The organism is Candidatus Rhodoblastus alkanivorans, assembly GCF_022760755.1.
Classification (GTDB): Bacteria; Pseudomonadota; Alphaproteobacteria; order Rhizobiales; family Beijerinckiaceae; genus Rhodoblastus; species Rhodoblastus alkanivorans.
Map to the genome: position 1 here is coordinate 691457 of NZ_JAIVFP010000001.1, position 21838 is coordinate 713294.

Consider the following 21838-nt stretch of genomic DNA (forward strand, 5'->3'; position numbering starts at 1 on the left):
GGCGGCCAATCATTTCGAACGGGCGTCAAACGCACCAGTCAGCGGCGTCGGATCGCCCAGTGCGGCGAGGCCGGTTTCAAGGCCGGCGATGAGATCGGCCTCGGCTTCGAGGCCGACCGACAATCGCAGCAATCCATCGTCTATTCCGGCGGCGCGGCGTGCTTCCTCGCCCATTCCGGCATGGATCATGGTGGCTGGATGAGCGACAAGGCTCTCGACGCCGCCCAGGGATTCGGCGAATGCGAACACCTCCACGGATTCGACGAAGCGCCGAGCCGCTTCGGCGCCGCCGGCCAATTCGAAGCTCAGCATCGCGCCGAAGCCGGATTGTTGCGCCTTGGCGATCGCATGGCCAGGATGTGAGGCAAGTCCTGGATAATGGACCGCGCTGACTTCGGCCCGGCCGACGAGAAAACGGGCGATCGCGGCGGCATTGGCCTGCTGCTGCAGGAGTCGCGGGAACAAGGTGCGCAATCCGCGCAGGGTCAAATAGGAATCGAACGGCGAGCCCGTCACGCCGATGGTATTGGCCCAGGCGGCCAAGGTTTCGGCTTCGGCGCGGTCGGCGGCGACGACGGCTCCGCCGACGACATCCGAATGGCCGTTGAGATATTTGGTCGTCGAATGGATGACGAAATCGGCGCCGAGCGTGATCGGACGTTGCAGGGCGGGCGAAAGAAAAGTGTTGTCGACCGCGACCTTCGCGCCGGCCGCATGGGCCCCCGCCGCAAGCGCGCGAATGTCGACCACGCGCATCAATGGATTGCTCGGCGTTTCGATCAGCACCAGGGCCGGTCGGCGCGCCAATGCCGCGCGCAAGGCGTCGTCGTCGTTCTGATCGACGAAGGCGACGTCGAAATGACCGCGCTCGCGGCGCGCGGCCAGCAGGCGATAGGTTCCGCCATAGCAATCGTGTGGGGCGATGACGAGGTCGTCGCGACGAAGGCGGGAAAGCACGAGGTCGACCGCCGCCATGCCGGAGGCGAGCACGATCGCCGCCGCGCCGCGCTCCAGTTGCGCGATGGCGTCGGCGAGCAGTTCGCGGGTCGGATTGGCGCCCCGGCTGTAGTCGTGGGCGCGCGGTCGATCATAGCCGGCGAAGGCGAAAGTGCTTGATAGGACGATCGGCGGCGTCACCGCGCCAAAGGCGGCGTCGGCGGCGACGCCATGGGCCGCCGCAATCGTTTCCGGGCGTCTCGTCTGGGACATTGCGATCAATCCTTTTGTCGGCCTCCCTCGATACAGGCCCCCACTCCGGTATTGGTTGCGCCGGCGCAACGATCGTCGATTTCCCGAGGCCTAGGCTAGCGTCGCGTCGAAGGACGAAATTTACTGGACCGAGGTTGACGATGACAGAAACGAAAGGCGCTGAGCGGAATTTTGGCGCGATTCCGATCGGGGAAATCGCCGTGCGCGCCCCGGGTGCGACCGCAATCTTCCGCAAATACAAGCTCGACTATTGCTGCAACGGCGGCGCCTCGCTCGCCGAAGCGGTTCGCAAGCGCGGTCTTGAACTTGGCGACATCGAACACCAGATCGCGGCGCTGCTCGAGCAGCCGGGCGAACCGCCGCGCGAGACCGAAGAGTTGATCGAATTCATCATCACGCGCTTTCACGACACCCACAGGCGCGAGTTTCCGGAACTCATCCAGCTGGCGCGGCGAGTCGAACGCGTCCATGCCCACCATCCGCAAGCGCCGAAAGGTTTGGCGCAATTTTTGGAGCGGATAAGCGCGGATCTCGAAACGCATATGGAAAAGGAAGAACTTGTGCTCTTTCCTTTGATGCGCGCCCATCACCCCGGGGTATCCGCGCCCATCGCCGCCATGCGGGCGGAGCACGTCGATCACGGCGACGCCTTGGCGGCTCTGGCGACGGCGACCCATGATATGCAGGCGCCTCAGGGCGCCTGCGGCTCGTGGCTCGCGCTTTACGCCGGCCTGAAGAAATTGTCCGACGATCTCGTGGAACATATCCATGTCGAGAACAACATGCTCTTCCCACGCTTCATCGGTTGACTGGCCGGGCGCGATCAAAACGGCCGCCGCCGACGTGCTTTTTTTTCGGTGGCGCGTCGGGAATTTTGGATGACGTCCGGGTAGGTCGTTCTCTCCCCACGCAACGCTGGTCCATCGCCGTGACATGGACGGCTGAGCTGCTGCCGGCTTCGTGGACGGTCTGTTAAGCTAATCCCACCTTCCTTTCGAACTCAACCGGGCTGAGATAGCCGATGGTCGAGTGCCGGCGCGCGGTATTGTAGAAGCGATCGATATAATCGAACACAACCGCCCCGGCGGCGTCGCGCGTCCGGTAGACTTTTCTGCCTATGCGCTCGGTTTTCAAGGATGAGAAGAACGACTCCATCGCCGCATTGTCCCAGACATTGCCAGAGCGGCTCATCGAACAGGTCACGCCATTGTCTGTCATCAGGCGTTGGAACTGGTCGCTGGTGTATTGGCTAGGTTCAAGCCGTCGTCGCCAGATCGCCATGATGAGCGCGTCGGCGACCAGTTGTGCGGTCATTTCCGCCTTCATCGACCAGCCGACGACCCGTCGCGAGAACAGGTCGATCACGGCAGCGACATAAAGCCAGCCCTCGGCTGTCCAGATGTAGGTGAAGTCGGCAATCCACTTCCGGTTCGGTCGCTCGGCGACAAATTGGCGATCCAGAACATTCGGCGCCACGGCATTGGCGAGCCTTTGGCCTCCGTCTTTCGGCAAGCCACGCCGCCGAGGCCGCGCCCGCAAGGCGTTTGCCCGCATCAGCCGCTCGATCTTGTGCAGCCCGCAGGAGAAGCCGTCGGACAAGACATCCCGCCAGACGCGCCGAGCGCCATAGGTTCTGCCGCTGGCGACAAAACTCGCCCGGATTGAGGCCGTCATCTCCTCGTCGATCTGCTCACGGACGCTTGGCCCACGTTTGAGCCAGGCGTGAAAGCCCGAGCGGGAGACGTCCAGCGCTTCGCAGAGCCATGCCACCGGCCAGATCGAACGATGCTTCGCGATAAAAGCGAATCTCATTTCGCTTCCCTCGCAAAGAAGGCTGCGGCCTTTTTTAGAATGTCGCGCTCCGCCCGCAGTTTGGCGACTTCGCGCCGCAGACGATCAATTTCCATCTGTTCGGGCTTCATCTGGCCATTGCCTGGAAACGCTTGAGCGGGGTCGCCAGCCATTTCCTTCACCCAACGGCGCAACATATTTTCATGGAGGTCGTGGTCCCGCGCCGCCTGTGCGACGCTCACGCCGCGCTCACGAATAAGTCGCACCGCCTCGATCTTGAATTCCCGACTGAATTTACGCCTTTCCATCGCCAACCTCCGGCTTCGTCAAACACCTTATCTCGGTGTCCGAAAAACCGGCAGCAGCTCAGAACTTTGCGGACCGTGTCGCGCGCGATCCCCAGCTCCCGCGCGATCCGCTTGATCCCTTTGCCGTTCTGGAAATGCTCGAACCGGATCCGCGTGATCGTCTCCACGCCCATCATCCCCAGACCCCTCCGCAAAGCCGGAAGGATCGCTGAAAGCCGTAACCGGGGGGACAATCTTCAACGCGAAATCAGCCCCTCAAGGGGACAACATTCCACGCGATCTCACAGACTGCGGCCGTAAAGCGCGGCAAGGCGGCGCTTCACGTCATTGAACAGCGGCGATCGAACCATGGCGGAGCTGGCGTCTGGATGAGCTTTCTTCACGGAAAGCGCTTCAATCGCCGGATATTCCGTTGGATGTCGGATTCGCGGCGCGGCGAAATCAGAAATTCGCCGCGATCGACTATTTTCGGCTCGCCGCCGTCCAGATCGGCAGGACAATATTCGCCCACAGGCGCGTGTCCCTGCCGCCATAGTTCTGCTCGGCGACATCGGTTGTCAGTTTCAGCTGAAGATCGACCGGGCCGAAATTGTATCCGACGAGGCCGCCGAGCGCGAACTGGCTCTGGCGGGCGTAGCCGGCATAGGGACTTGAAAGATCTGTCGAGCCGAAACCGACGGCGCCGATCTCCCATTTGCCGAACGTCTTGGTCGCGGTCAGGTCGTAGTTGAACCAGGACGGCGCGAAGGAGCCGACCGTCGTCCCGTTCCGGCCTGTGCCGTAGAGGAAGGTCGCGGAGAGATTCCAGCCGTCGTTGAGGTAGGACAGCGCAGCAACCTGCATGAAAGTCGCGAAATCATAAGCGACGCCAATCTGCTCCAAGGGTCCCTCGACCGGAAGATGAACGCCTTCGTGGACGCCGAAGAAGAAATGATTGCCGAGATCCCATTTCAGGCTCATCTCGACCAGCGGATTTGTCCAGCCGGCCTTGTTCAGTCCGACCGGATTGTCGATGCTGACCTGAGCCACCGGGGTCGCCGCGTCAAAGCCAAGTCGGCCGCCTAGCAAGGTCCAGGGCGTCGACCAAACGATCCAGGCTGGCGTCAATACGCCGACGTCTGTCGCGGGATGCGTGTCGCGCGCGCCCCAGTTGGGCAGGATGATGTCATAAAGGCCCTCGGGCAAAGGCGCCGCGATGGCGAGACCGGTCGTCGTGCCCGGCTGAAATTGCGAGCCCGCGTGAGCCTCTTGCGGCGCATGAGCGAAGACCGCGGCAAGCGCGGCGACTGAGAGATAGTTGATGCGCAATGTTTCCTCCGCCCGGCAAGGCGCACGACATCGATCTCGCGAAACGTCGTTTCACGGGCCGGTCGTCGAATGCTGTTCTGATTGAGCCAAAGACCGCCGGCGGGTGGGAGGTCCGCCGGCGGCTTTGCCTTTCGAGCGACCCGGGGGGGTCAGGCGCGCTCGGGCACCGGGAGATTGACCCAATCCCGGTAGAAGGTCTCGATATCCGGCTCGAAATCGTGAATCACCGGATACCAGGGCGTCGGGGCTTCGACGTCATGCATGGTCCCGCATTTCGGGCAGTAATATTCGCGATAGACCTGCCATTGCGTGTCGGGCGCCATCAGCTTGGGATAGACATCCGTCATCGCTTCCTCGGTGTCGCGGACATAGATCGAGGCATGGAGCTTCCAGTTCTGCGTGTGATCGCAGAACTCGTGGCCGCAATCGCATTTGATCATCCATTTCTTGTCGCTCGCGCGCTGCACGATGTTCATGTGCGGAGCGAGCGGCAGCACGATCTTGTCAGCGTAGGCAACCCTGGCCTGGAGCGCCGCGAGATATTTCTCGAAGCGGCCCAGGTCCTTGGGCATGGAGAGCATGCGGAAGGTGGTTTCCCAGTCGAGCTTGCCGTCGACCAGATTGGCGACCTGTTCCTCGGTGTAGGACATGTTCGTTTCCTCAATGTTTGAAGCGTGGCTGGCGGATCATTCCTCGACCTGGACGACGGTGTGGACGTCGGGCAGGAGCGAGAGATCCATGCGGTGCTTGGAGCCGTAGGACGGCACGCCGAGTTCCTCTTCGCGCAGGTCCCAGCCGGCGGGCAGGTCCCAGAAGGACTTGAATTCCGACTTGAACTTTTCGGACAGGCCGAAGCTCGTCGCGAACATGTGCCGCACCTGGACGGAGGCGTGTTTGTCGAGGATGCGCTGGCGCTCTTCCTTCATCCATTCGCGGGTCGGCACGGCGCGCGCCAGGCGCTCCTTGCGGATTTCCGCGCGCCGCGCCTGCGTCTTCGCCGCGTCGACCGTGAATACGCCCTTGGCGTCCACGGCGAAGACCGCGCCATAGACCTTGGCGGCATATTCCGGCAGCAGGAATTTTTGATTCAGATCGTCCTCGATGGCCTTGGGGTCGCGGTCGATGGGATCGCCGAAGCCCGGTCCGCCGCGCAGGTAGTTCAGATAGAGGTCGTGGTTTTCGTAGCAATCCTCCGTCGTGACGCATTGCTTGTCACGCTTGACCGCCGCGGTCGCGTCGATGTGGCGCTCGTAATCCGGATGGGTCGGATCGAGATCGCCGCCGAGCGGCAGCGAGTCGCCGACTGCGATGCGCTCCTTCAGGCCGGTGTTGTGGGCTTCGAAGCGATAGCCGGTGGCCGAGGGATAGCCGCCCATCATGCCCCAGTCGCTGTTCATGAAGCCATTGCCCATGAAGAACATGGTCCAGTCCTGGGCGTTCCACACCATGCGCAAGGTCTCGAAGCCGCAGCCGCCGCGATATTTGCCGTAGCCGCCGGAATTGGCCTTCACATTGCGGCCGAGATAGAGAAGCGGCTCGGCCATTTCCCAGATCTCGATGTCGCCCATGTCGCCTTCCGGGTTCCAGATCGCGGCGGCGTGGTTCAACCCGTCCTTGACCGCGCAGGCACCGGTTCCGCAGGACGAAGCCTCGAACGAGTTGACCGCGTGGATTTCACCGTCCTGGTTGATGCCGCCGCCCTGCAGCCAGTTCGACGTATTGGCGTTGCCGGCGTTGACTTCCTCCAGATAGCCGCGGCTGAAATAGGATTGACCTAGACCGCGCCACAAAGCCGCCCAGCCGGACACCAGGAAGTGCCAGGCATAGGCGTGGCCGGTGCGGCGGTCGTCGGGATTGCACCAGGAGCCTTTGGGCAGGTGGAAATCGGTGGCGAAATAGGCGCCGTCATTGATGCGCTGCGTCGGCACCAAAGTTTGGCACATCATCACCCAGATCCCCGAGGTGAAGGCGACCTGATGGGCGTTGAAGGTATGCCAGCCCCAGCGGCTCGCGCCCTCGAAATCGAGCTTCCACGAACCGTCGCCGCGAATGGTCATTTCGCAGGGCGAATGCATGATGGAGTCGAGCTTGGCGAAGGCAGATGAAACCTGCACGTCGGGATGCTTGAAGGGTACGTCGACGAAGGCCACCTTGCGATATTTGCCCGGCAGGGTCATCGCCTTGATGCGGCCCAACAGGCCGCGACGGCCTTCCTCGATCACCTCGCTAGCGAATTTCTCGTAAGCCTCGAGACCGTCGGCGCGGATCACCTCCTCGACCAGATCGCGGATCATGTGGCAGCCGGCGATGCGGGTGCGTTCGTCCAGGATCCAGTATTTCGGCGTGCGCACCGAGCGCTGCGATTCATGCAGCCAGTCGCGCAGGGGCGTGTCGTTCACGCCGGTCTTCCGGCAGGTGATCATGTAGCCGTCGCCGAAGCGCTGCACCTGGCCGGTGGACATCGAGCCGGGCGTCACCGCGCCGGTGTCGATGACGTGGGTGACGCCGCCAACCCAGCCGATCAGCTTGTTCTCCCAGAAGATCGGAACGATGGTCGCGATGTCGCAAGGATGCACATTGCCGATGGCGCAGTCGTTGGTCGTGAACATGTCGCCGGGATTGATGCCCGGATTCCCCTCCCAATTGTTCTCGATCATATATTTGATCGCCGCGCCCATCGTGCCGACATGGATGATGATGCCGGTCGAGGTCACCACGCAGTCGCCGGCCGCGTTATAGAGGGTGAAGCAAAGCTCGCCCTCCTGCTCCACGATCGGGCTCGCCGCGATCTTCTTCGCCGTTTCGCGGGCGTGGACCACGCCGCCGCGCAGCTTCGAGAACAGCTTCTCATAACGGATCGGATCGCTGTCGCGAAAGGCGAGCTTTTCGAGGCCGTTGTAATAGCCGGTCGCTTTGGTGCGCTCGATGATGGCGTCGCGATATTGCTTCAGCGTCAGTCCATTGCCGAGCAGATTGCCGTAATTGGTCGCGAGGCCAGCGAAATTTTTGTCCTGCATGTTCATGGTGGAATCCTCCCCTTATTTCACTTCCTTGAGATGGAACAGGCGGTGCTTGTCGATCGTGGTCTCGAAGCCGTCTGGCACCACGAAAGTGGTCGCGTCGGATTCGATGATGGCGGGCCCGACGATGTGGTTGCCGGCCTTGAGCGCCTCCATCTTCCACAGGACGGCGTCGACCCATTTCTTGTGGCGATAGAACGGACGGGTTCCGAGCTTCGCTTCGGGCGGCGGCGTGGGACCGCAATCCGGGTCTTCGGGCAGCACCGGCTTCTGGGTCGCCACCGTGCCGCGCAGGATCGCGCCAGTGATCGAGAAGCCGAGTTCCGGCGAGCGCGCCGAACTCGCATAGACGCGGCCGTAAGTGTTTTCGAAGGCGTCGACGATCTGGTCCCAGTCGGCGGCGGTCTGGGCGGAGGTCACGGGCGAAACGATTTCGAGATCGTTGAGCTGGCCCATGTACTGCATCTTGAAGCCGGGGATCAGCAGCACGTCCTCGGGCTTGAAGCCGTTGATCACGAATTCGTCGATGACCTTGACGGCGAGTTCGGCCCAGGCCTCCTGCAGGGTCTTGCAGGCGGCGGCTTTTTGGTCGTCGCTCGCGAATTGCGCGACGCCGAGATCGACCGATTTGTCGTAGCGATATTCGAAATCCGCGCAGGCGCAGCCAAAGGCCGAGAAGCCCGCCGCCCAGGCAGGAACGACGACATCCTTGAAGCCGACGCCCTCGGTATAGCCATAGGTGTGGACCGGGCCGGCGCCGCCATAGGAGAAGCAGGTGAATTCGGCCGGGTTGTAGCCTTTGGCGGAAATATTGGCGCGCAGATATTCCGACAAAGTCAGGTCAAGCAGTTCGATCACGCCGGAGGCGGCGTCTTCGACCGAGAGGCCGAGCGGATCGGCGATCTGGGCCTTGATGTGCTGGCGCGCGCGTTCGACGTCGAGCTTGATCGCGCCGCCGAGGAAGTTCTCGGGATTGAGATAGCCGAGCACGACATGGCAGTCGGAAACCGAAACCGTGTCGAGGCCGCTGTCCGGCCAGCAGGTGCCGACGCGATAACCGGCGCTGTCCGGACCGAGCTTGATCGACTTGCTGTAGGGGTCGAGGCGGACGAAGCTGCCGGCGCCGGCGCCGACCGAATCCATCGCCACCAGCGGCAGCGACAGCACGAGGCGGGCCATGTCGGGATCGGACTTGATCGCGAAATTGCCCTTGGTGATCAAAGCCACGTCGAAGCTCGTGCCGCCAATGTCGGAACAGGCGATGTTCTCATCGCCGAGCGCCTCGCCGAGCAGCTTCGAGCCGATGACGCCGCCGATCGGGCCGGAGACGATGGTGCGCGCCAATTCCTTCGCCTTCCAGCTGATGGTGCCGCCATGGGTGGCCATCACGCGCAGGTCGAATTTAGCGCCGTGCTTCTTGAAGCGGTCGTTGACCAGCTTCAGGGTCTGACGCGACGGCTCGGCGCCATAGGCTTCGAGGATCGTCGTGTTCATGCGATGGCTTTCCTTCCGCGACGGGTAATAATCGACGGAAGCGAAGACCGGGATTTCAACGCCGAGACGCGCCAGCTCCGCTTTCGCGATGTCGCGGGCCTTCTGTTCGGACGTCTCGTTCTTGTGCGATTGCAGCAGGCAGATCACGATCGCCTGAGCGCCTTCATCGATCAGTTCGCGGGTCGCCTGACGCACTTCCTCCTCGCGCAGCGGAATGACGATCTTGCCCTGCACGTCGGTGCGCTCGGTGACGCCGCGGGTGCGCGAAACCGGCACAAGCGGGTCGTCGTAACGATGGGTGTTGAGGTGGATGCGATCCTCCAGCGCGTAGCCGAGATAACTCTGCAAGGCGCGGCCCATGGAATGGATCTGCTCAAAACCCTTGTTGCAGATCAGGCCGACCTTGAGGCCCTTGCGCATGAGAATGCGGTTGAGCATCGCCGTGCCGGAATAGACGCAGGTGACGAGTTCGGGATAGACGTCGTCGACCCCGCGGCTCCAATGGGCCAGCGCATCGACCGACGAATTGTAGATCGCGAGCGATTCATCGGCCGGATTGCTCTGCGCCTTACCGACGACGAAACGTCCGTCGGCGCGCACGAAAAAGGTGTCGGTCATCGTGCCGCCGGCGTCGATGCCCATAACCTGGACGGAATTGGTCTGAGTCTCCACGGGGTCCTCCGCTGTGATTTTTCGAAACGTCCGGAGGCTCAACCACAATCGAACCGGCGCGCTTCACGGAGTAGTCCGCAACGGATGTGCCAGAATTTTTTTTCGTCTAATAAATTGATTTAACGTAATTATTTTCGAGATCGCGAGTCCATCTCGCGTTCGCAGCAAACGTTTTCGCGTCTGCATTCCGGACGCAGTCGGAACGTGATCGCAGCCGACGCCCAAAACAAAAAAGCGCGTGTGGACCAGGTCCGCACGCGCTGCACTTGGGTTAATTCGGCTCGATGGATTCTGGCGCTGGCGGAATGCACAGCGCCGGTTCAGAATTTGAATCGCTCCGCAGCGATGCGGCTGATGCCGTAACGCTTCACTTTCTCGTAGAGCGTGCTCTTGGCGATGCCCAGACGCGACGCGACGCGAGTCAGATTGCCATGCTCGGCCTCGATTGCCGCGATGATGGCCTGTCTTTCGCGATCCGCCAGACGGAGCGGCGTTGCGCCTTCCCCGAACATGACCGGCGCGGCGGTCAGCGAGGACTCGGACGCGCCCGTGAGTTCGGGCGGGAGGTCGTCGGCCGTCAGGCGATCGCCTTCGGCGAGCAAGGTCATGCCCTCGATGACATTGCGCAGCTCGCGGATATTGCCCGGCCACGAATAAGCGAGCAGCGCCTCGACGACATTGGCGTCGATCGACCTTTTCGGAACCTTGTGCGTCCTCGCGGTCAGATCGACAAAATGCATCGCCAGCGCCGGTATGTCTTCACGATGGTCGACGAGCGGCGGCAGGCGCAAGGTTGCGACCGCGAGCCGATAGAACAGGTCCATGCGGAAGCGGCCATGCGCGACCTCGTCGCGCAGGTTGCGGTTGGTCGCGGCAATGACGCGCACTTGCACTTTGCGGGGCTTGTTTTCGCCGACGCGATAGACCTCGCCGTCCTCGAGCACGCGGAGAAAATGCGCTTGAAGCTCCAGCGGCATTTCACCTATTTCGTCGAGGAACAAGGTTCCGCCGTTGGCCGCCTCGAATTTTCCCGCCATGCCGCCGCGGCGCGCGCCGGTGAAAGCGCCCTCCGCATAGCCAAACAATTCGCTCGCCAGCAGATCGCGGGTCATGCTGCCGCAATTGAGCGGGACGAAAGGTCCCTTGGCGCAGCTTCCGGCGTCGTGCAGCGCATGGGCGAACACCTCCTTGCCGACGCCTGTCGGCCCAAGCAGCAGGACGGGAAGATGAAGCTTGGCCAGCCGCCGTCCCCGGTCTTTGGCCCTGGCGATGCTTTCGCTCGAACCGATGATCCGATCGAACGGATCCTTGACGGAGGGCGCGGCATATTCGCCGAACTTGGCCACAGCATGCGACGCCCAGCGACGCGACGGCGGAATCGCGAGAATCGTACCCAGTCGCTCGTCACGTTCGAGAACCGGTTCGATCCAGTCGGCCTTCAACCAGTGCGGCAGATTGCTGTGAGCGCGCTCCAGCCGCTCCACGGCGAGCTTCGCGCCGAGGTCGTTGCAGACATTGAGGTCGAGGCCGACGCTGTTGAAATAGAGACCGGCGTTTTCGTTCGCGCGCACCAGGCGTCCGCGACGGTCGAAAACGACCAGTCCGCTTTCGCTCCAGCGCGTCGACTGCATGAAGGTGATGTCGAGCAGGCGCGCGCGCCGCTCCATTTCGACCGTCGACAGCCGGGTCTCGATGCGGCTGGCGCCGGCGACGGCAAGGGCCAGGCAATGCGTGTTGTGACTCCCGCTCAAGCCGGAAATGTCGAGCGCGCCAAGGATGGAGCCGTCGAAGGGATCGCGGATGACGCTGGCCGAACACGTCCAGTGCTTGACCCCTTCGCAAAAATGCTCGGCGGCGCAGATCTGGATTGGCTGTCCCGAGGCGAGCGCCGTGCCGATCGCGTTTGTGCCGCTGGCGGTTTCATCCCAGAGCGCGCCGGGAACCAGCTTAACCTCATGACCTTCGAATTTTGCGCTGGGATCGCCTTCGACCCAGAGAATGACGCCGTTCGGATCGGTCAGGATCATCATGGTGCCGGATTCGGAGAGGAAATCCCGCGCATGGGCCATGACCGGCTTTGCCGCCTCGATCAGGTCGTGATGGCGCCGCTGGAGCGAATGCATCCCTTCATCGTCGACCACTACGGGCGCGGAACATCGATCGGGACTGACGCCTGTATCGAGACAACGGCGCCAGGAATCCTCGACCATTCGCCGAACAGCGTTATCCGGCAGATCGTCGCCGGAAAGAAATTTTTCCCAAGCGACCATAATCGATCGCTCGCCGCCCGATTCCAATCGGCGGCCGGTCAGGTCGCGACTCATCTCGCCTTCCTCCCATATTCTTCTTCTTTTGTTTTTTGATTTTTCGCAGTTTAACGCGGCTTTCGAGGTCCGCAAAGCGAGCGGGCCAAGTTTGCTCGGCGGATCGCCGTTGGCCAGCGCGACCAGTCCCTTTCTCTTGCGAGGCGGAAAACGCGTCGCCTCTGTCTCATTTCCGGAATTGTCGACAAGCCGCGCCGGAGCCCGACGACATTGATGTCGAATCGGATCGGACTTACGGAACGCAATAAACGCGCCAGCATCGAAAAGCCTTGATCCTCAATAGGTCCTATTTCGTATCGTCCGGAATCCGGACGTCGCGAACGTTCGAATTCCGGACGGCGATCCGATCGCGGCGAGGCGCGGCGGCGTCGATCGCCGGCAACCGGAATCTGGACGCCGCGTCCGTCCTTTGCGGACGCGAAAAGCCGTCGGGATGCAAAAAATAATCACATAAAAACAATCAATTGCACAAATAGGCCGCCTGGCGCGGCGCTTGCCCGGCCGGAGTGGTTCTCGATCTCGGGCGGCGCCTCTCGCCTGCCGCTCCCGAGGCTCATCCGACGACGGGGCGTGGCTCATGGGCATGGTGCTTTTCGAAATGGCTCTCGCCACGGCGGCGATCTATTTCGCCTGCGAATATTTCACCAACGGCGTCGAATGGCTGGGGCGCAGGCTCAAGCTTTCGCAGACGGCGACGGGGACTTTGCTCGCCGCATTTGGAACAGCCCTGCCGGAAAGCGTCGTTACGCTGAGCGCCGTCGCCTTCGGATCGGGGTCGGCGCAGAAAGACATAGGCGTCGGCGCGGCCGTGGGCGGACCGCTGGCGCTGAGCACGATCGGCTATGGCGTGATCGCCGTTCTGGCGTTCAGCGGCGCGCCCCGCATTTTCCGCAACCCGATCGAAGGCGGCTCGTTTCAATGGCTGTTGCGCGACCAGATCTGGTTCCTGTCCTTGTTCGCGACGGGAACGATTCTGGGCATTGTTCGGCTCGACGGAAAATTCCTGTTCGGCATTCTCTTCATCGCGGCTTATGCGATTTACGTTCGTCGTGAATTAAGCGCCAATTGCGGACAGCACGAGGCGGCGGATCTCGACGCTCTCGCCATTCGTCCCGACGACCCTGATCCCAGGCAATTCTGGATCTGGTTGCAGCTCGGCCTGTCCCTGGCGGTCATTCTGGTCGCATCGCGCGCTTTCGTGCGGGAGCTGGAGCTTATCGGGTCGCTCATGGGTCTCGCGCCGCAGGTCACCGCCTTGCTGCTCAGTCCGATCGCGACCGAAATGCCGGAAACGGTCAATTCGATCGTCTGGGTCCGTCAGGGCAAAGTCGGATTGGCCTTGGCGAACATCAGCGGAGCCATGATGATCCAGGCGACGATCCCCGCAGCCTTCGGGATGATGTTCACGCCGTGGCGGTTCGAGGCGCCGATCATCGTCGCGGCGACCGTCGCCTTGGCAGCGACCGCGGCAGTCTGTTTTTTCATTTACACGCGCCAGGTCGCCTGGGCCGCGTCAGCTCTCAAGGCCGATCGACGATAGCCGCGACCGGAAAGGGCGACAGTTGGAGCAACTGCGCGCTGGCGGTCGCAATCGCCGTCTTCATGTTGCGGCATATGCCATGGCGCGCCGCCAAAGACCCGGAACGTCCGATCATGGGCGCCAAACGACATCTCGCGGGATCGCTGGCGCGCCGATTCCGGCAATAGGCTCCAGGAGCCTATTGAAATTCGGACATAAACCGATGAAGGTGGCGCGATGGTCGCCGTTCCAACCAATCTCCTGTGGCTTCAAGCCGGCTCCTGCGGCGGCTGCACCATGTCCGTGCTGGAGCAAGGGGCTTCGGGATGGTTCGCCGAGCTGAAGACCTTTGGCCTCAATCTCCTCTGGCATCCGAGCGTGAGCGAGGAGAGCGGCGAGGAGGTTCTGGACATACTCGCCCGGATCGAGAGCGGCGAGACCCTGCTCGATATTCTCTGCGTCGAAGGCTCGATTCTGCGCGGGCCGCAGGGCACGGGCATGTTCAACCGCTTGTCGGGCACGAAACGGAGCCTGCTCGATATCGCCTGCAGCCTGGCGAAGCGGGCGCAATATTGCGTGGCTATCGGGTCCTGCGCGGCCTTTGGCGGCGTTCCGGCCGGCGACCCCGATCCGACCGACGCCTGCGGCCTGCACTATGACGGCGCCGAGGCGGGCGGGGCCCTGGGCCGCGATTATCGCTCGGGCAAAGGGCTGCCGGTGATCAATGTCGCCGGCTGCGCGCCCCATCCCGGCTGGATCATGGAAACGCTCCAGGCGCTGGCGACGCACGATCTGACCGCCGCCGACCTTGACGCCCTCGGGCGTCCGACCTTTTTCGCCGCGCATCTCGCTCATCACGGTTGTTCGCGCAACGAATTCTATGAATTCAAGGCCAGCGCCCGCGTCCTTTCCGAGCGCGGCTGCCTGATGGAGCATCTCGGCTGCAAGGCGACCCAGGCGATCGGCGATTGCAACCAGCGCGCCTGGAATGGCGGCGGCTCATGCACCCATGGCGGCTTCGCCTGCATCTCCTGCACCGCCCCCAATTTCGAGAATGGGCGCAATTTCCACGTCACGCCCAAGATCGCCGGCATTCCGGTCGGCTTGCCGCTCGACATGCCCAAGGCCTGGTTCATGACCCTGGCGGCTCTGTCCAAATCCGCCACCCCCGAACGCGTGCGCAAGAACGCCGAAGCCGACCGCATCGTCGAAAATCCGAGACGCGGCAAATGACGCGTCTGGTGGTCGGGCCGTTCAATCGGGTCGAGGGCGATCTCGAACTCACCCTCGACATCGCCGACGGGCGGGTCGCCGAGGCGCGCGTGGCGACGACGCTTTACCGTGGCTTCGAACAGATTCTGGTCGGCCGCCCGGCCGCCGACGCCTTGGCCATCGCGCCGCGCATCTGTGGCATCTGCTCCCTGTCGCAGAGCATGGCGGCGGCGGCGGCCTTGCGGGCGGTGAGCGGCGTCCAGCCGCCGCCCAATGGCGAAATGGCCGCCAATATCGCCCATGCGGCGGAAAATATCGCCGACCACCTGACCCATTTCTATCTGTTCTTCATGCCGGACTTTTGTCGCGCCTTTTATGCGGACGCGGCGTGGTTTGCCGGCGTCGAGGCGCGGTTCAAGGCGCTTTCCGGCGCGGCGGCGGCGGAAGTTCTGCCGGCGCGCGCGCGGCTTCTGCACATCATGGGGCTGATCGCCGGCAAATGGCCGCATTCCCTGGCGATCCAGCCCGGCGGCGTGACCCGCTCGCTCGAACTCGGCGAAAAGATGCGGCTGATCGCTATCTTGGGCGATTTCCGCGCCTTTCTCGAAAAGGTCCTGTTCGGCGCGCCGCTCGAACAGGTCGTTGCGATCGCGACGCCCGAACAAATGGCCGATTTCGCGGAAGGGCGGGGCGATTTCGCGGCCTTCCTGCGACTGGCCAGGGATTTGGGTCTGGCCGAACTTGGCGCCATCGCTTTGCCGCTGATTTCTTTCGGCGCCTATCACGGCGCGCAAGGCGCGCTGTTTCCGGCGGGTCTGTTCGATCCGCGCGCGGGCGCGGCCGGGCCTCTGCCGTTCGGCGCAATCGGCGAGGACGTCGCCTTTTCCTATTTGCGCGACAGTGCGGCCGATCCGGCGAGAGCTGTCACCCTGCCCGACGCCGAGCGCCAAAACGCCTATTCCTGGGCCAAGGCGCCGCGCCTTGCCAGTGAGCCGGCGGAGACCGGCGCGGTGGCGCGGCAGGCGGTCGCCGGCGATCCGCTCATCCGGGCCCTGATCGCGCGAGGGCGCGGAACCAATGTCTTCGCGCGGGTTGTGGCGCGGGTGATCGAGATCGCGCGGCTGACGCTCGCGGCGGAGGCGTGGGCGCGCGCGTTGCGCCTGCGGGAGAGTTTTTGCGCGCATGGTCCGGCGCCGGCCGCGGGCGCGGGCGTCGGCATGGTCGAGGCGGCGCGCGGGGCGCTGGGCCATTGGCTGAGCGTCGACAGGGGCCTTATCCAGCGCTATCAGATCGTCGCGCCGACCACCTGGAATTTTTCTCCGCGCGACGCACAGGGCGTTCCCGGGCCGCTGGAGCAGGCCTTGGTCGGAGTCGAGGTCGGAGACGCCGGCGCCAAGGCCCCAGCGATCCAGCATGTGGTCCGCTCCTTCGATCCCTGCATGGTCTGCACGGCGCATTGAAATTGGAAGGACATTGTTCAGGGGTGAAAAGCTTCTTTTCGCTTTTCGGGCGCGGAACGAAGCGCCGATGTGGCGATGCTTCCTCTGAACTATTTGAAAATTATAATAAAAAATAGAATCTTTCCCCCGCTTTCCGCTTGGCGCCCTTCTTGCCCAATGGTCCTCAACCGCCCGTCGCATCAGGCGAGGCGAAGAACCGAAGGGACAGGGGGGCGCTTCATGGCTGTCGCCGAGACATTTTACGATGTGATCCGCCGGCAGGGGGTCACGCGCCGGAGTTTCACCAAGTTCTGCTCGCTCACCGCCGCCAGCATGGGGCTCGGCGCGACAGGCGCGGCGAAGGTCGCCCAGGCGCTGGAGACCAGGCCGCGCGTTCCCGTCATCTGGATGCATGGGCTCGAATGCACCTGCTGCTCGGAGAGCTTCATCCGCTCGGCGCATCCACTGGTCAAGGACGTCATCCTGTCGATGATCTCTCTCGACTATGACGACACGATCATGGCGGCGGCGGGCTTCCAGGCCGACGCGATCCTGAAAGAGACCCGGGAGAAGCACAAGGGCCAGTATATTCTCGCCGTCGAGGGCAATCCCCCGCTCAACGAAGGCGGCATGTTCTGCATCGACGGCGGCCGGCCCTTCGTGGAAAAGCTCAAGGAAATGGCCGAGGACGCGAGCGCCATCATCGCCTGGGGCGCCTGCGCCTCGTGGGGCTGCGTCCAGGCCGCCAAGCCCAATCCGACCCAGGCGACGCCGATCGACAAGGTCATCACCGGCAAGCCGATCATCAAAGTGCCGGGCTGTCCGCCGATCGCCGAGGTCATGACCGGGGTCATCACTTACATCACCACCTTCGGCCGCCTGCCCGAACTCGACCGTCAGGGCCGGCCTCAGATGTTCTATTCCCAGCGCATTCATGACAAATGCTACCGCCGCCCGCATTTCGACGCCGGCCAGTTCGTCGAGCATTGGGACGACGAAAACGCCCGCCAGGGCCGCTGCCTCTACAAGATGGGCTGCAAGGGGCCGACCACCTATAACGCCTGCTCGACCGTGCGCTGGAACAACGGCCTGTCCTTCCCCATTCAGTCCGGCCATGGCTGCATCGGCTGTTCGGAAGACGATTTCTGGGACAAGGGGCCGTTCTACAAGCGGCTGTCCAACATCAACCAGTTCGGGATCGAAGCCAACGCCGACAAGATTGGCTTCGCGGTCGCCGGAGCCGTGGGCGTGGGCGTCGCGGCCCATGCCGCCGTCACCGCCGTCGGCCGGGTGACAGCCAAGCACGACGACAAGGCGCCGCCCAAGGCCTGAGCGCTTATCGTCAATGCGAAGGCCGGCGGAGATCGCCTCCCCGTCTCCGCCGGCCTTAACAACCAGATCCGAGGAAATCACCCATGGGCGTCCAGACACCGAACGGTTTCACTCTCGACAATTCCGGCAAGCGCATCGTCGTCGATCCGGTCACCCGCATTGAAGGCCATATGCGCGTGGAGGTGAATGTCGATTCCGACAATGTCATCCGCAACGCCGTCTCGACCGGCACGATGTGGCGCGGCATCGAGGTCATCCTGCGCGGCCGCGATCCGCGCGACGCCTGGGCCTTCACCGAGCGGATCTGCGGCGTCTGCACCGGCACCCATGCGCTGACCTCGGTGCGCGCCGTCGAGGACGCGCTCCAGATCAAGATTCCGGAAAACGCCAATTCGATCCGCAATCTGATGCAGCTCACCCTGCAGGTGCATGACCATATCGTGCATTTTTACCACCTGCATGCGCTCGACTGGGTCGATGTGGTGTCGGCGCTTTCGGCCGACCCCAAGGCGACCTCGGCTCTGGCGCAGTCGATCTCGCCCTGGCCTTTGTCCTCGCCGGGCTATTTCAAGGACCTGCAAGGCCGGCTGAAGCGTTTCGTCGAATCCGGCCAGCTCGGCCCGTTCAAGAACGGCTATTGGGGCAGCAAGGCCTATCTCCTGCCGCCCGAGGCCAATCTGATGGCGGTGGCGCATTATCTGGAGGCGCTCGATTTCCAGAAGGAGATCGTGAAGATCCACACCATTTTCGGCGGCAAGAACCCCCATCCGAACTGGCTGGTCGGCGGCGTGCCGTGCCCGATCAATGTCGATGGCGTCGGCGGCGTCGGCGCGATCAATATGGAGCGGTTGAATTACGTCACCGAGATCATCGACCGCTCGATCGAATTCACCAATCAGGTCTATATCCCCGACGTGCAGGCGATCGGCTCCTTCTACAAGGGCTGGCTCTATGGCGGCGGCCTGTCGAGCACGTCGGTGCTCGCCTACGGCGACGTGCCGGAAAACGCCAATGACTATTCGGCCAAGAACCTCCTGCTGCCGCAGGGCGCGATCATCAACGGCAATCTCAACGAGATTCATCCCGTCAACCACCGCGACCCCGAGGAAATCCAGGAATTCGTGACCCATTCCTGGTACGAATATCCCGACGAGACCAAGGGTCTGCATCCCTGGGACGGCGTCACCGTGCCGAACTACCAGCTCGGCCCCAACACCAAGGGAACCAAGACCAATATCGAGAGCCTCGACGAGGGCGGCAAATATTCCTGGATCAAGTCGCCGCGCTGGAAGGGCCATGCGATGGAGGTCGGCCCGCTCGCCCGCTGGATCGTCGGCTACGCCCAGGGCAAGGCCGAATTCAAGGAGCCGGTGGACAAGCTCCTGAAGGACCTCGGCCTGCCGACCACGGCCCTGTTCTCGACGCTCGGCCGCACCGCCGCGCGCGCGCTCGAATGCCAGTGGGCGGCCTATAAGATGCGGCATTTCCAGGACAAGCTGATCGCCAATATCAAGGCCGGCGACCAGTCCACCGCCAATGTGGACAAGTGGGAGCCCTCGACCTGGCCCTCCGAGGTCAAGGGCGTCGGTTTCACCGAGGCGCCGCGCGGCGCGCTCGCCCATTGGATCAAGATCAAGGACACCAAGATCGAGAATTACCAGGCGGTGGTGCCCACCACCTGGAACGGCAGCCCACGCGATCCGCAGGGCAATATCGGCGCCTTCGAGGCCTCGCTGATGAACACGCCGATGGCCGATCCGAACCAGCCGGTCGAAATCCTGCGCACGCTTCATTCCTTCGATCCCTGCCTCGCCTGCTCGACCCATGTGATGAGCGAGGACGGCCAGGAAATGGCGAAAGTGACGGTGCGCTGAGACGCCCGAAGCTCCGGCCGGCGATTCGGCCGGAGCGTCTCGAACCACAAGAATTGGGAGGCCGCGATGAATGTGATGACGCAGGTCGGCGATCTTTCGGACTCGCATGGCGAAAAAACGGTCGCGCGGCGCACCGTCTATGTCTATCAGGCGCCTGTGCGCATCTGGCACTGGGTCAACGCGCTTTGCATGGTGACGCTTTTCATCACCGGCTATCTGATCGCCTCGCCGCCGGACAGCGTGACCGGCGAGGCCTATGACCATTTCCAGATGGGCTATATCCGCTTCGCCCATTTCGCCGCCGGCCAGACCATGGCGGCGTTGTTCCTGCTCCGCATCTATTGGGCCTTCGCCGGCAACGCCCATGCCAAGCAGATTTTCTATGTTCCGTTCTGGCGCCGCGATTTCTGGAAGGGCGTGCTGCACGAAATCCGCTGGTACGCCTTTCTCGAAAAATATCCCAGGCAATATGTCGGGCATAATCCGCTCGCCCATTTGATGATGTTCGGCGTCTTCACGCTCGGAACCCTGTTCATGATCGTGACCGGCTTCGCGCTTTATTCGGAAGGCGCGGGCCGCGAGAGCTGGCAATATAAGGTGTTCGGCTGGGTGTTCTCGATCTTTCCCAACAGCCAGGACGTTCATACGCTCCATCATCTCGGCATGTGGGTTCTGGTGTCCTTCACCATGCTCCACATCTATGCCGCGGTGCGCGAGGACATCATGTCGCGCCAGTCGATGATCTCCTCGATGATTTCCGGCGAACGCCAGTTCCGCGACGAGGACGTCTGACATGGAAGCGCGTCCGCAACCGACCATCCTGGTGCTTGGCATCGGTAATATTCTCTGGGCCGACGAAGGCTTCGGCGTCCGCGCGCTGGAAACCTTCAACGCGCTCTATGCCACGCCGAAAAATGTCAGCCTGCTCGACGGCGGCACGCAAGGGCTCTATCTCGTGCAATTCGTCGAGGCGGCCGATTATCTCCTGGTGTTCGACGCCATCGATTACGGCCTCGAGCCCGGATCGTTGAAGATCGTGCAAGGCGACGAAGTGCCGAAATTCACCGGCGCGAAAAAGATGAGCCTGCACCAGACCGGCTTTCAGGAAGTGCTTTCCGCCGCCGATCTGCTCGGCTCCTATCCGGAAAAACTCGCGCTGATCGGCTGCCAGCCGCTCGATCTCGAGGACTGGGGCGGCCCGCTCACCGCGCCGGTGCGCGACCGCCTGCTCCAGGCGGCCGAACTCGCGGCGGTCATTCTCGACCAATGGGGCGCGCCCTGCCGGCGCCGGGCGCCGGGCGAGGCGGTCACGCCGCTGCTTGGCAATGACATCGACCTGCACAATTACGAAACGCGGATGGCCACGATCCGCACGGGAGGATGACATGAAGAGATTTTGGCAAACCGCCGCCGCCGCCGCCGCGCTCGTCGCCATTCCCGTCGCCGCCTCGGCGCATCCCGGACTGCACGCGACCGGCTTCGAGGACGGCTTCATCCATCCCTTTACCGGCGCTGACCATTTGATGGCCATGACCGCGGTCGGCTATTGGGCCGGCCAGTTCGGCGGCCGCATGCGTTTCGTCATTCCAGCGGTCTTCGTCGGCGTCATGGCGCTCGGCGCGGCGCTGGGCTTTCATTCCGAGGCGCCCGGCTTCATCGAATATGGGATCGCCGCCTCCGTTGCGATCATGGGCGCGCTCATCGCCTTCGACGTGAAGATGCCGGCGCCCGCCGCGGCGGGCCTTGTCGGCCTGTTCGCCTTCTTCCATGGTTTCGCCCATGGCGCCGAGGCGCCGGCCGCCGCCACGCAGGTTCTGTTCTTCTCCGGCTTCGTGGCGGCGAGCCTGATCCTTCAGGGCGCCGGCCTCGCGCTTGCCTCCCTGCGCCCGGGCCGGACGCTGTCGCGCGTCGCCGGCGCGCTGGTTGCGGTCGGCGGCGTCTGGATGCTGAGCGGCGCCTGAGGTTCGCCATGTGCCTTGGGATCCCGATGACCATTGTCGAAGGCGACGAGATTTCGGCGCTTTGCGAACGTGGCGGCGAGCTGCGGCGGGTGTCGCTGCTCCTGATCGGGCCTCAGGCCGTCGGAACAAAGGTTCTGGTCCATATCGATTCCGCGATCCGGACTCTGGACGCGGGAGAGGCGGCCCAGATCGGCCGGGCCCTCGACGGCCTCGCCGCCGCCTTGCGCGGCGAGGATTTCGAAGAGGCCTTCGCCGATCTGATCGAACGCGGGCCGCAATTGCCCGAACATCTGCGCTGAAGGCTGGAAGGTCCCTAAACGCCGGTGTAAAGTCTCTTGTCACAGGACGTCCGCGCAAACCCGCGAGGAACGGGCG

Annotated in this window: 18 protein-coding genes; 11 read left to right on the plus strand and 7 right to left on the minus strand. The window is 63.1% G+C overall.

Going from position 1 to position 21838, the window contains the following annotated elements; all coding sequences use genetic code 11:
- Positions 1 to 9: 9 nt before the first annotated feature.
- Positions 10 to 1209, minus strand: a complete 1200-nt coding sequence (gene metB / locus K2U94_RS03250) for a cystathionine gamma-synthase (RefSeq protein ID WP_243065834.1) — start codon at positions 1207 to 1209, stop codon at positions 10 to 12.
- 140 nt (positions 1210 to 1349) lie between these two features.
- On the opposite strand from metB, the gene ric reads away from it, so the two are divergent.
- On the plus strand, positions 1350 to 2018 hold the full coding sequence (ric, locus tag K2U94_RS03255; RefSeq protein ID WP_243065835.1) for an iron-sulfur cluster repair di-iron protein: 669 nt from the start codon (positions 1350 to 1352) through the stop codon (positions 2016 to 2018).
- A 163-nt stretch (positions 2019 to 2181) separates the two neighbouring features.
- On the opposite strand, the gene K2U94_RS03260 is transcribed toward ric, so the two are convergent.
- The 6 genes from K2U94_RS03260 to K2U94_RS03290 all read right to left on the minus strand — a co-directional run bounded on the left by K2U94_RS03260 (position 2182) and on the right by K2U94_RS03290 (position 11925).
- Positions 2182 to 3308 (minus strand): IS3 family transposase gene (locus tag K2U94_RS03260; protein WP_243065836.1). Its coding sequence is split into 2 segments (ribosomal slippage): positions 2182 to 3059 and positions 3059 to 3308, totalling 1128 coding nucleotides; the frame shifts between segments, so codons are not numbered across the junction.
- Positions 3309 to 3770: 462 nt separating this feature from the next.
- Positions 3771 to 4616 carry a transporter gene (locus K2U94_RS03270; protein WP_243065837.1) on the minus strand — a complete coding sequence of 282 codons (846 nt, stop codon included), beginning with the start codon at positions 4614 to 4616 and terminating at the stop codon, positions 3771 to 3773.
- Positions 4617 to 4765: 149 nt separating this feature from the next.
- On the minus strand, positions 4766 to 5266 hold the full coding sequence (locus K2U94_RS03275; protein ID WP_243065838.1) for an acetone carboxylase subunit gamma: 501 nt from the start codon (positions 5264 to 5266) through the stop codon (positions 4766 to 4768).
- A gap of 36 nt (positions 5267 to 5302) precedes the next feature.
- The gene (locus tag K2U94_RS03280) at positions 5303 to 7639 is read right to left on the minus strand and encodes a hydantoinase B/oxoprolinase family protein (RefSeq protein WP_243065839.1); all 2337 of its coding nucleotides are present in this window, start codon (positions 7637 to 7639) and stop codon (positions 5303 to 5305) included.
- A gap of 15 nt (positions 7640 to 7654) precedes the next feature.
- Complete coding sequence (locus K2U94_RS03285) at positions 7655 to 9802, minus strand: hydantoinase/oxoprolinase family protein (protein WP_336606149.1); 2148 nt, start codon at positions 9800 to 9802, stop codon at positions 7655 to 7657.
- A 320-nt stretch (positions 9803 to 10122) separates the two neighbouring features.
- Positions 10123 to 11925, minus strand: coding sequence for a sigma-54-dependent Fis family transcriptional regulator (locus tag K2U94_RS03290; RefSeq protein ID WP_243065840.1), 1803 nt, complete (start codon positions 11923 to 11925; stop codon positions 10123 to 10125).
- Here K2U94_RS03290 and K2U94_RS03295 point away from each other — a divergent pair.
- From K2U94_RS03295 to K2U94_RS03340, 10 genes are all read left to right on the plus strand, one after another.
- Positions 11920 to 12165, plus strand: a complete 246-nt coding sequence (locus tag K2U94_RS03295) for a hypothetical protein (RefSeq protein WP_243065841.1) — start codon at positions 11920 to 11922, stop codon at positions 12163 to 12165. The genes K2U94_RS03290 and K2U94_RS03295 overlap by 6 nt on opposite strands.
- A 538-nt stretch (positions 12166 to 12703) precedes the next feature.
- On the plus strand, positions 12704 to 13666 hold the full coding sequence (locus tag K2U94_RS03300) for a sodium:calcium antiporter (protein ID WP_243065842.1): 963 nt from the start codon (positions 12704 to 12706) through the stop codon (positions 13664 to 13666).
- Positions 13667 to 13882: 216 nt separating this feature from the next.
- Positions 13883 to 14878 carry an NADH-quinone oxidoreductase subunit B family protein gene (locus tag K2U94_RS03305; RefSeq protein WP_243065843.1) on the plus strand — a complete coding sequence of 332 codons (996 nt, stop codon included), beginning with the start codon at positions 13883 to 13885 and terminating at the stop codon, positions 14876 to 14878.
- Positions 14875 to 16317, plus strand: coding sequence for a nickel-dependent hydrogenase large subunit (locus K2U94_RS03310; protein ID WP_243065844.1), 1443 nt, complete (start codon positions 14875 to 14877; stop codon positions 16315 to 16317). Before K2U94_RS03305 ends, K2U94_RS03310 begins: the two co-directional genes overlap by 4 nt.
- Before the next feature lie 219 nt (positions 16318 to 16536).
- Positions 16537 to 17628, plus strand: a complete 1092-nt coding sequence (locus tag K2U94_RS03315; RefSeq protein WP_243065845.1) for a hydrogenase small subunit — start codon at positions 16537 to 16539, stop codon at positions 17626 to 17628.
- 83 nt (positions 17629 to 17711) lie between these two features.
- Positions 17712 to 19502: a nickel-dependent hydrogenase large subunit gene (locus K2U94_RS03320; protein WP_243065846.1), complete on the plus strand. Its 1791-nt coding sequence runs from the start codon at positions 17712 to 17714 to the stop codon at positions 19500 to 19502.
- A 66-nt stretch (positions 19503 to 19568) separates the two neighbouring features.
- The gene (cybH, locus tag K2U94_RS03325; protein WP_243065847.1) at positions 19569 to 20294 is read left to right on the plus strand and encodes a Ni/Fe-hydrogenase, b-type cytochrome subunit; all 726 of its coding nucleotides are present in this window, start codon (positions 19569 to 19571) and stop codon (positions 20292 to 20294) included.
- Position 20295: 1 nt separating this feature from the next.
- Complete coding sequence (locus tag K2U94_RS03330) at positions 20296 to 20886, plus strand: HyaD/HybD family hydrogenase maturation endopeptidase (protein WP_243065848.1); 591 nt, start codon at positions 20296 to 20298, stop codon at positions 20884 to 20886.
- A 1-nt stretch (position 20887) separates the two neighbouring features.
- Positions 20888 to 21463, plus strand: coding sequence for a HupE/UreJ family protein (locus K2U94_RS03335; protein WP_243065849.1), 576 nt, complete (start codon positions 20888 to 20890; stop codon positions 21461 to 21463).
- Positions 21464 to 21471: 8 nt separating this feature from the next.
- The gene (locus K2U94_RS03340; protein ID WP_243065850.1) at positions 21472 to 21762 is read left to right on the plus strand and encodes a HypC/HybG/HupF family hydrogenase formation chaperone; all 291 of its coding nucleotides are present in this window, start codon (positions 21472 to 21474) and stop codon (positions 21760 to 21762) included.
- Positions 21763 to 21838: the final 76 nt, after the last annotated feature.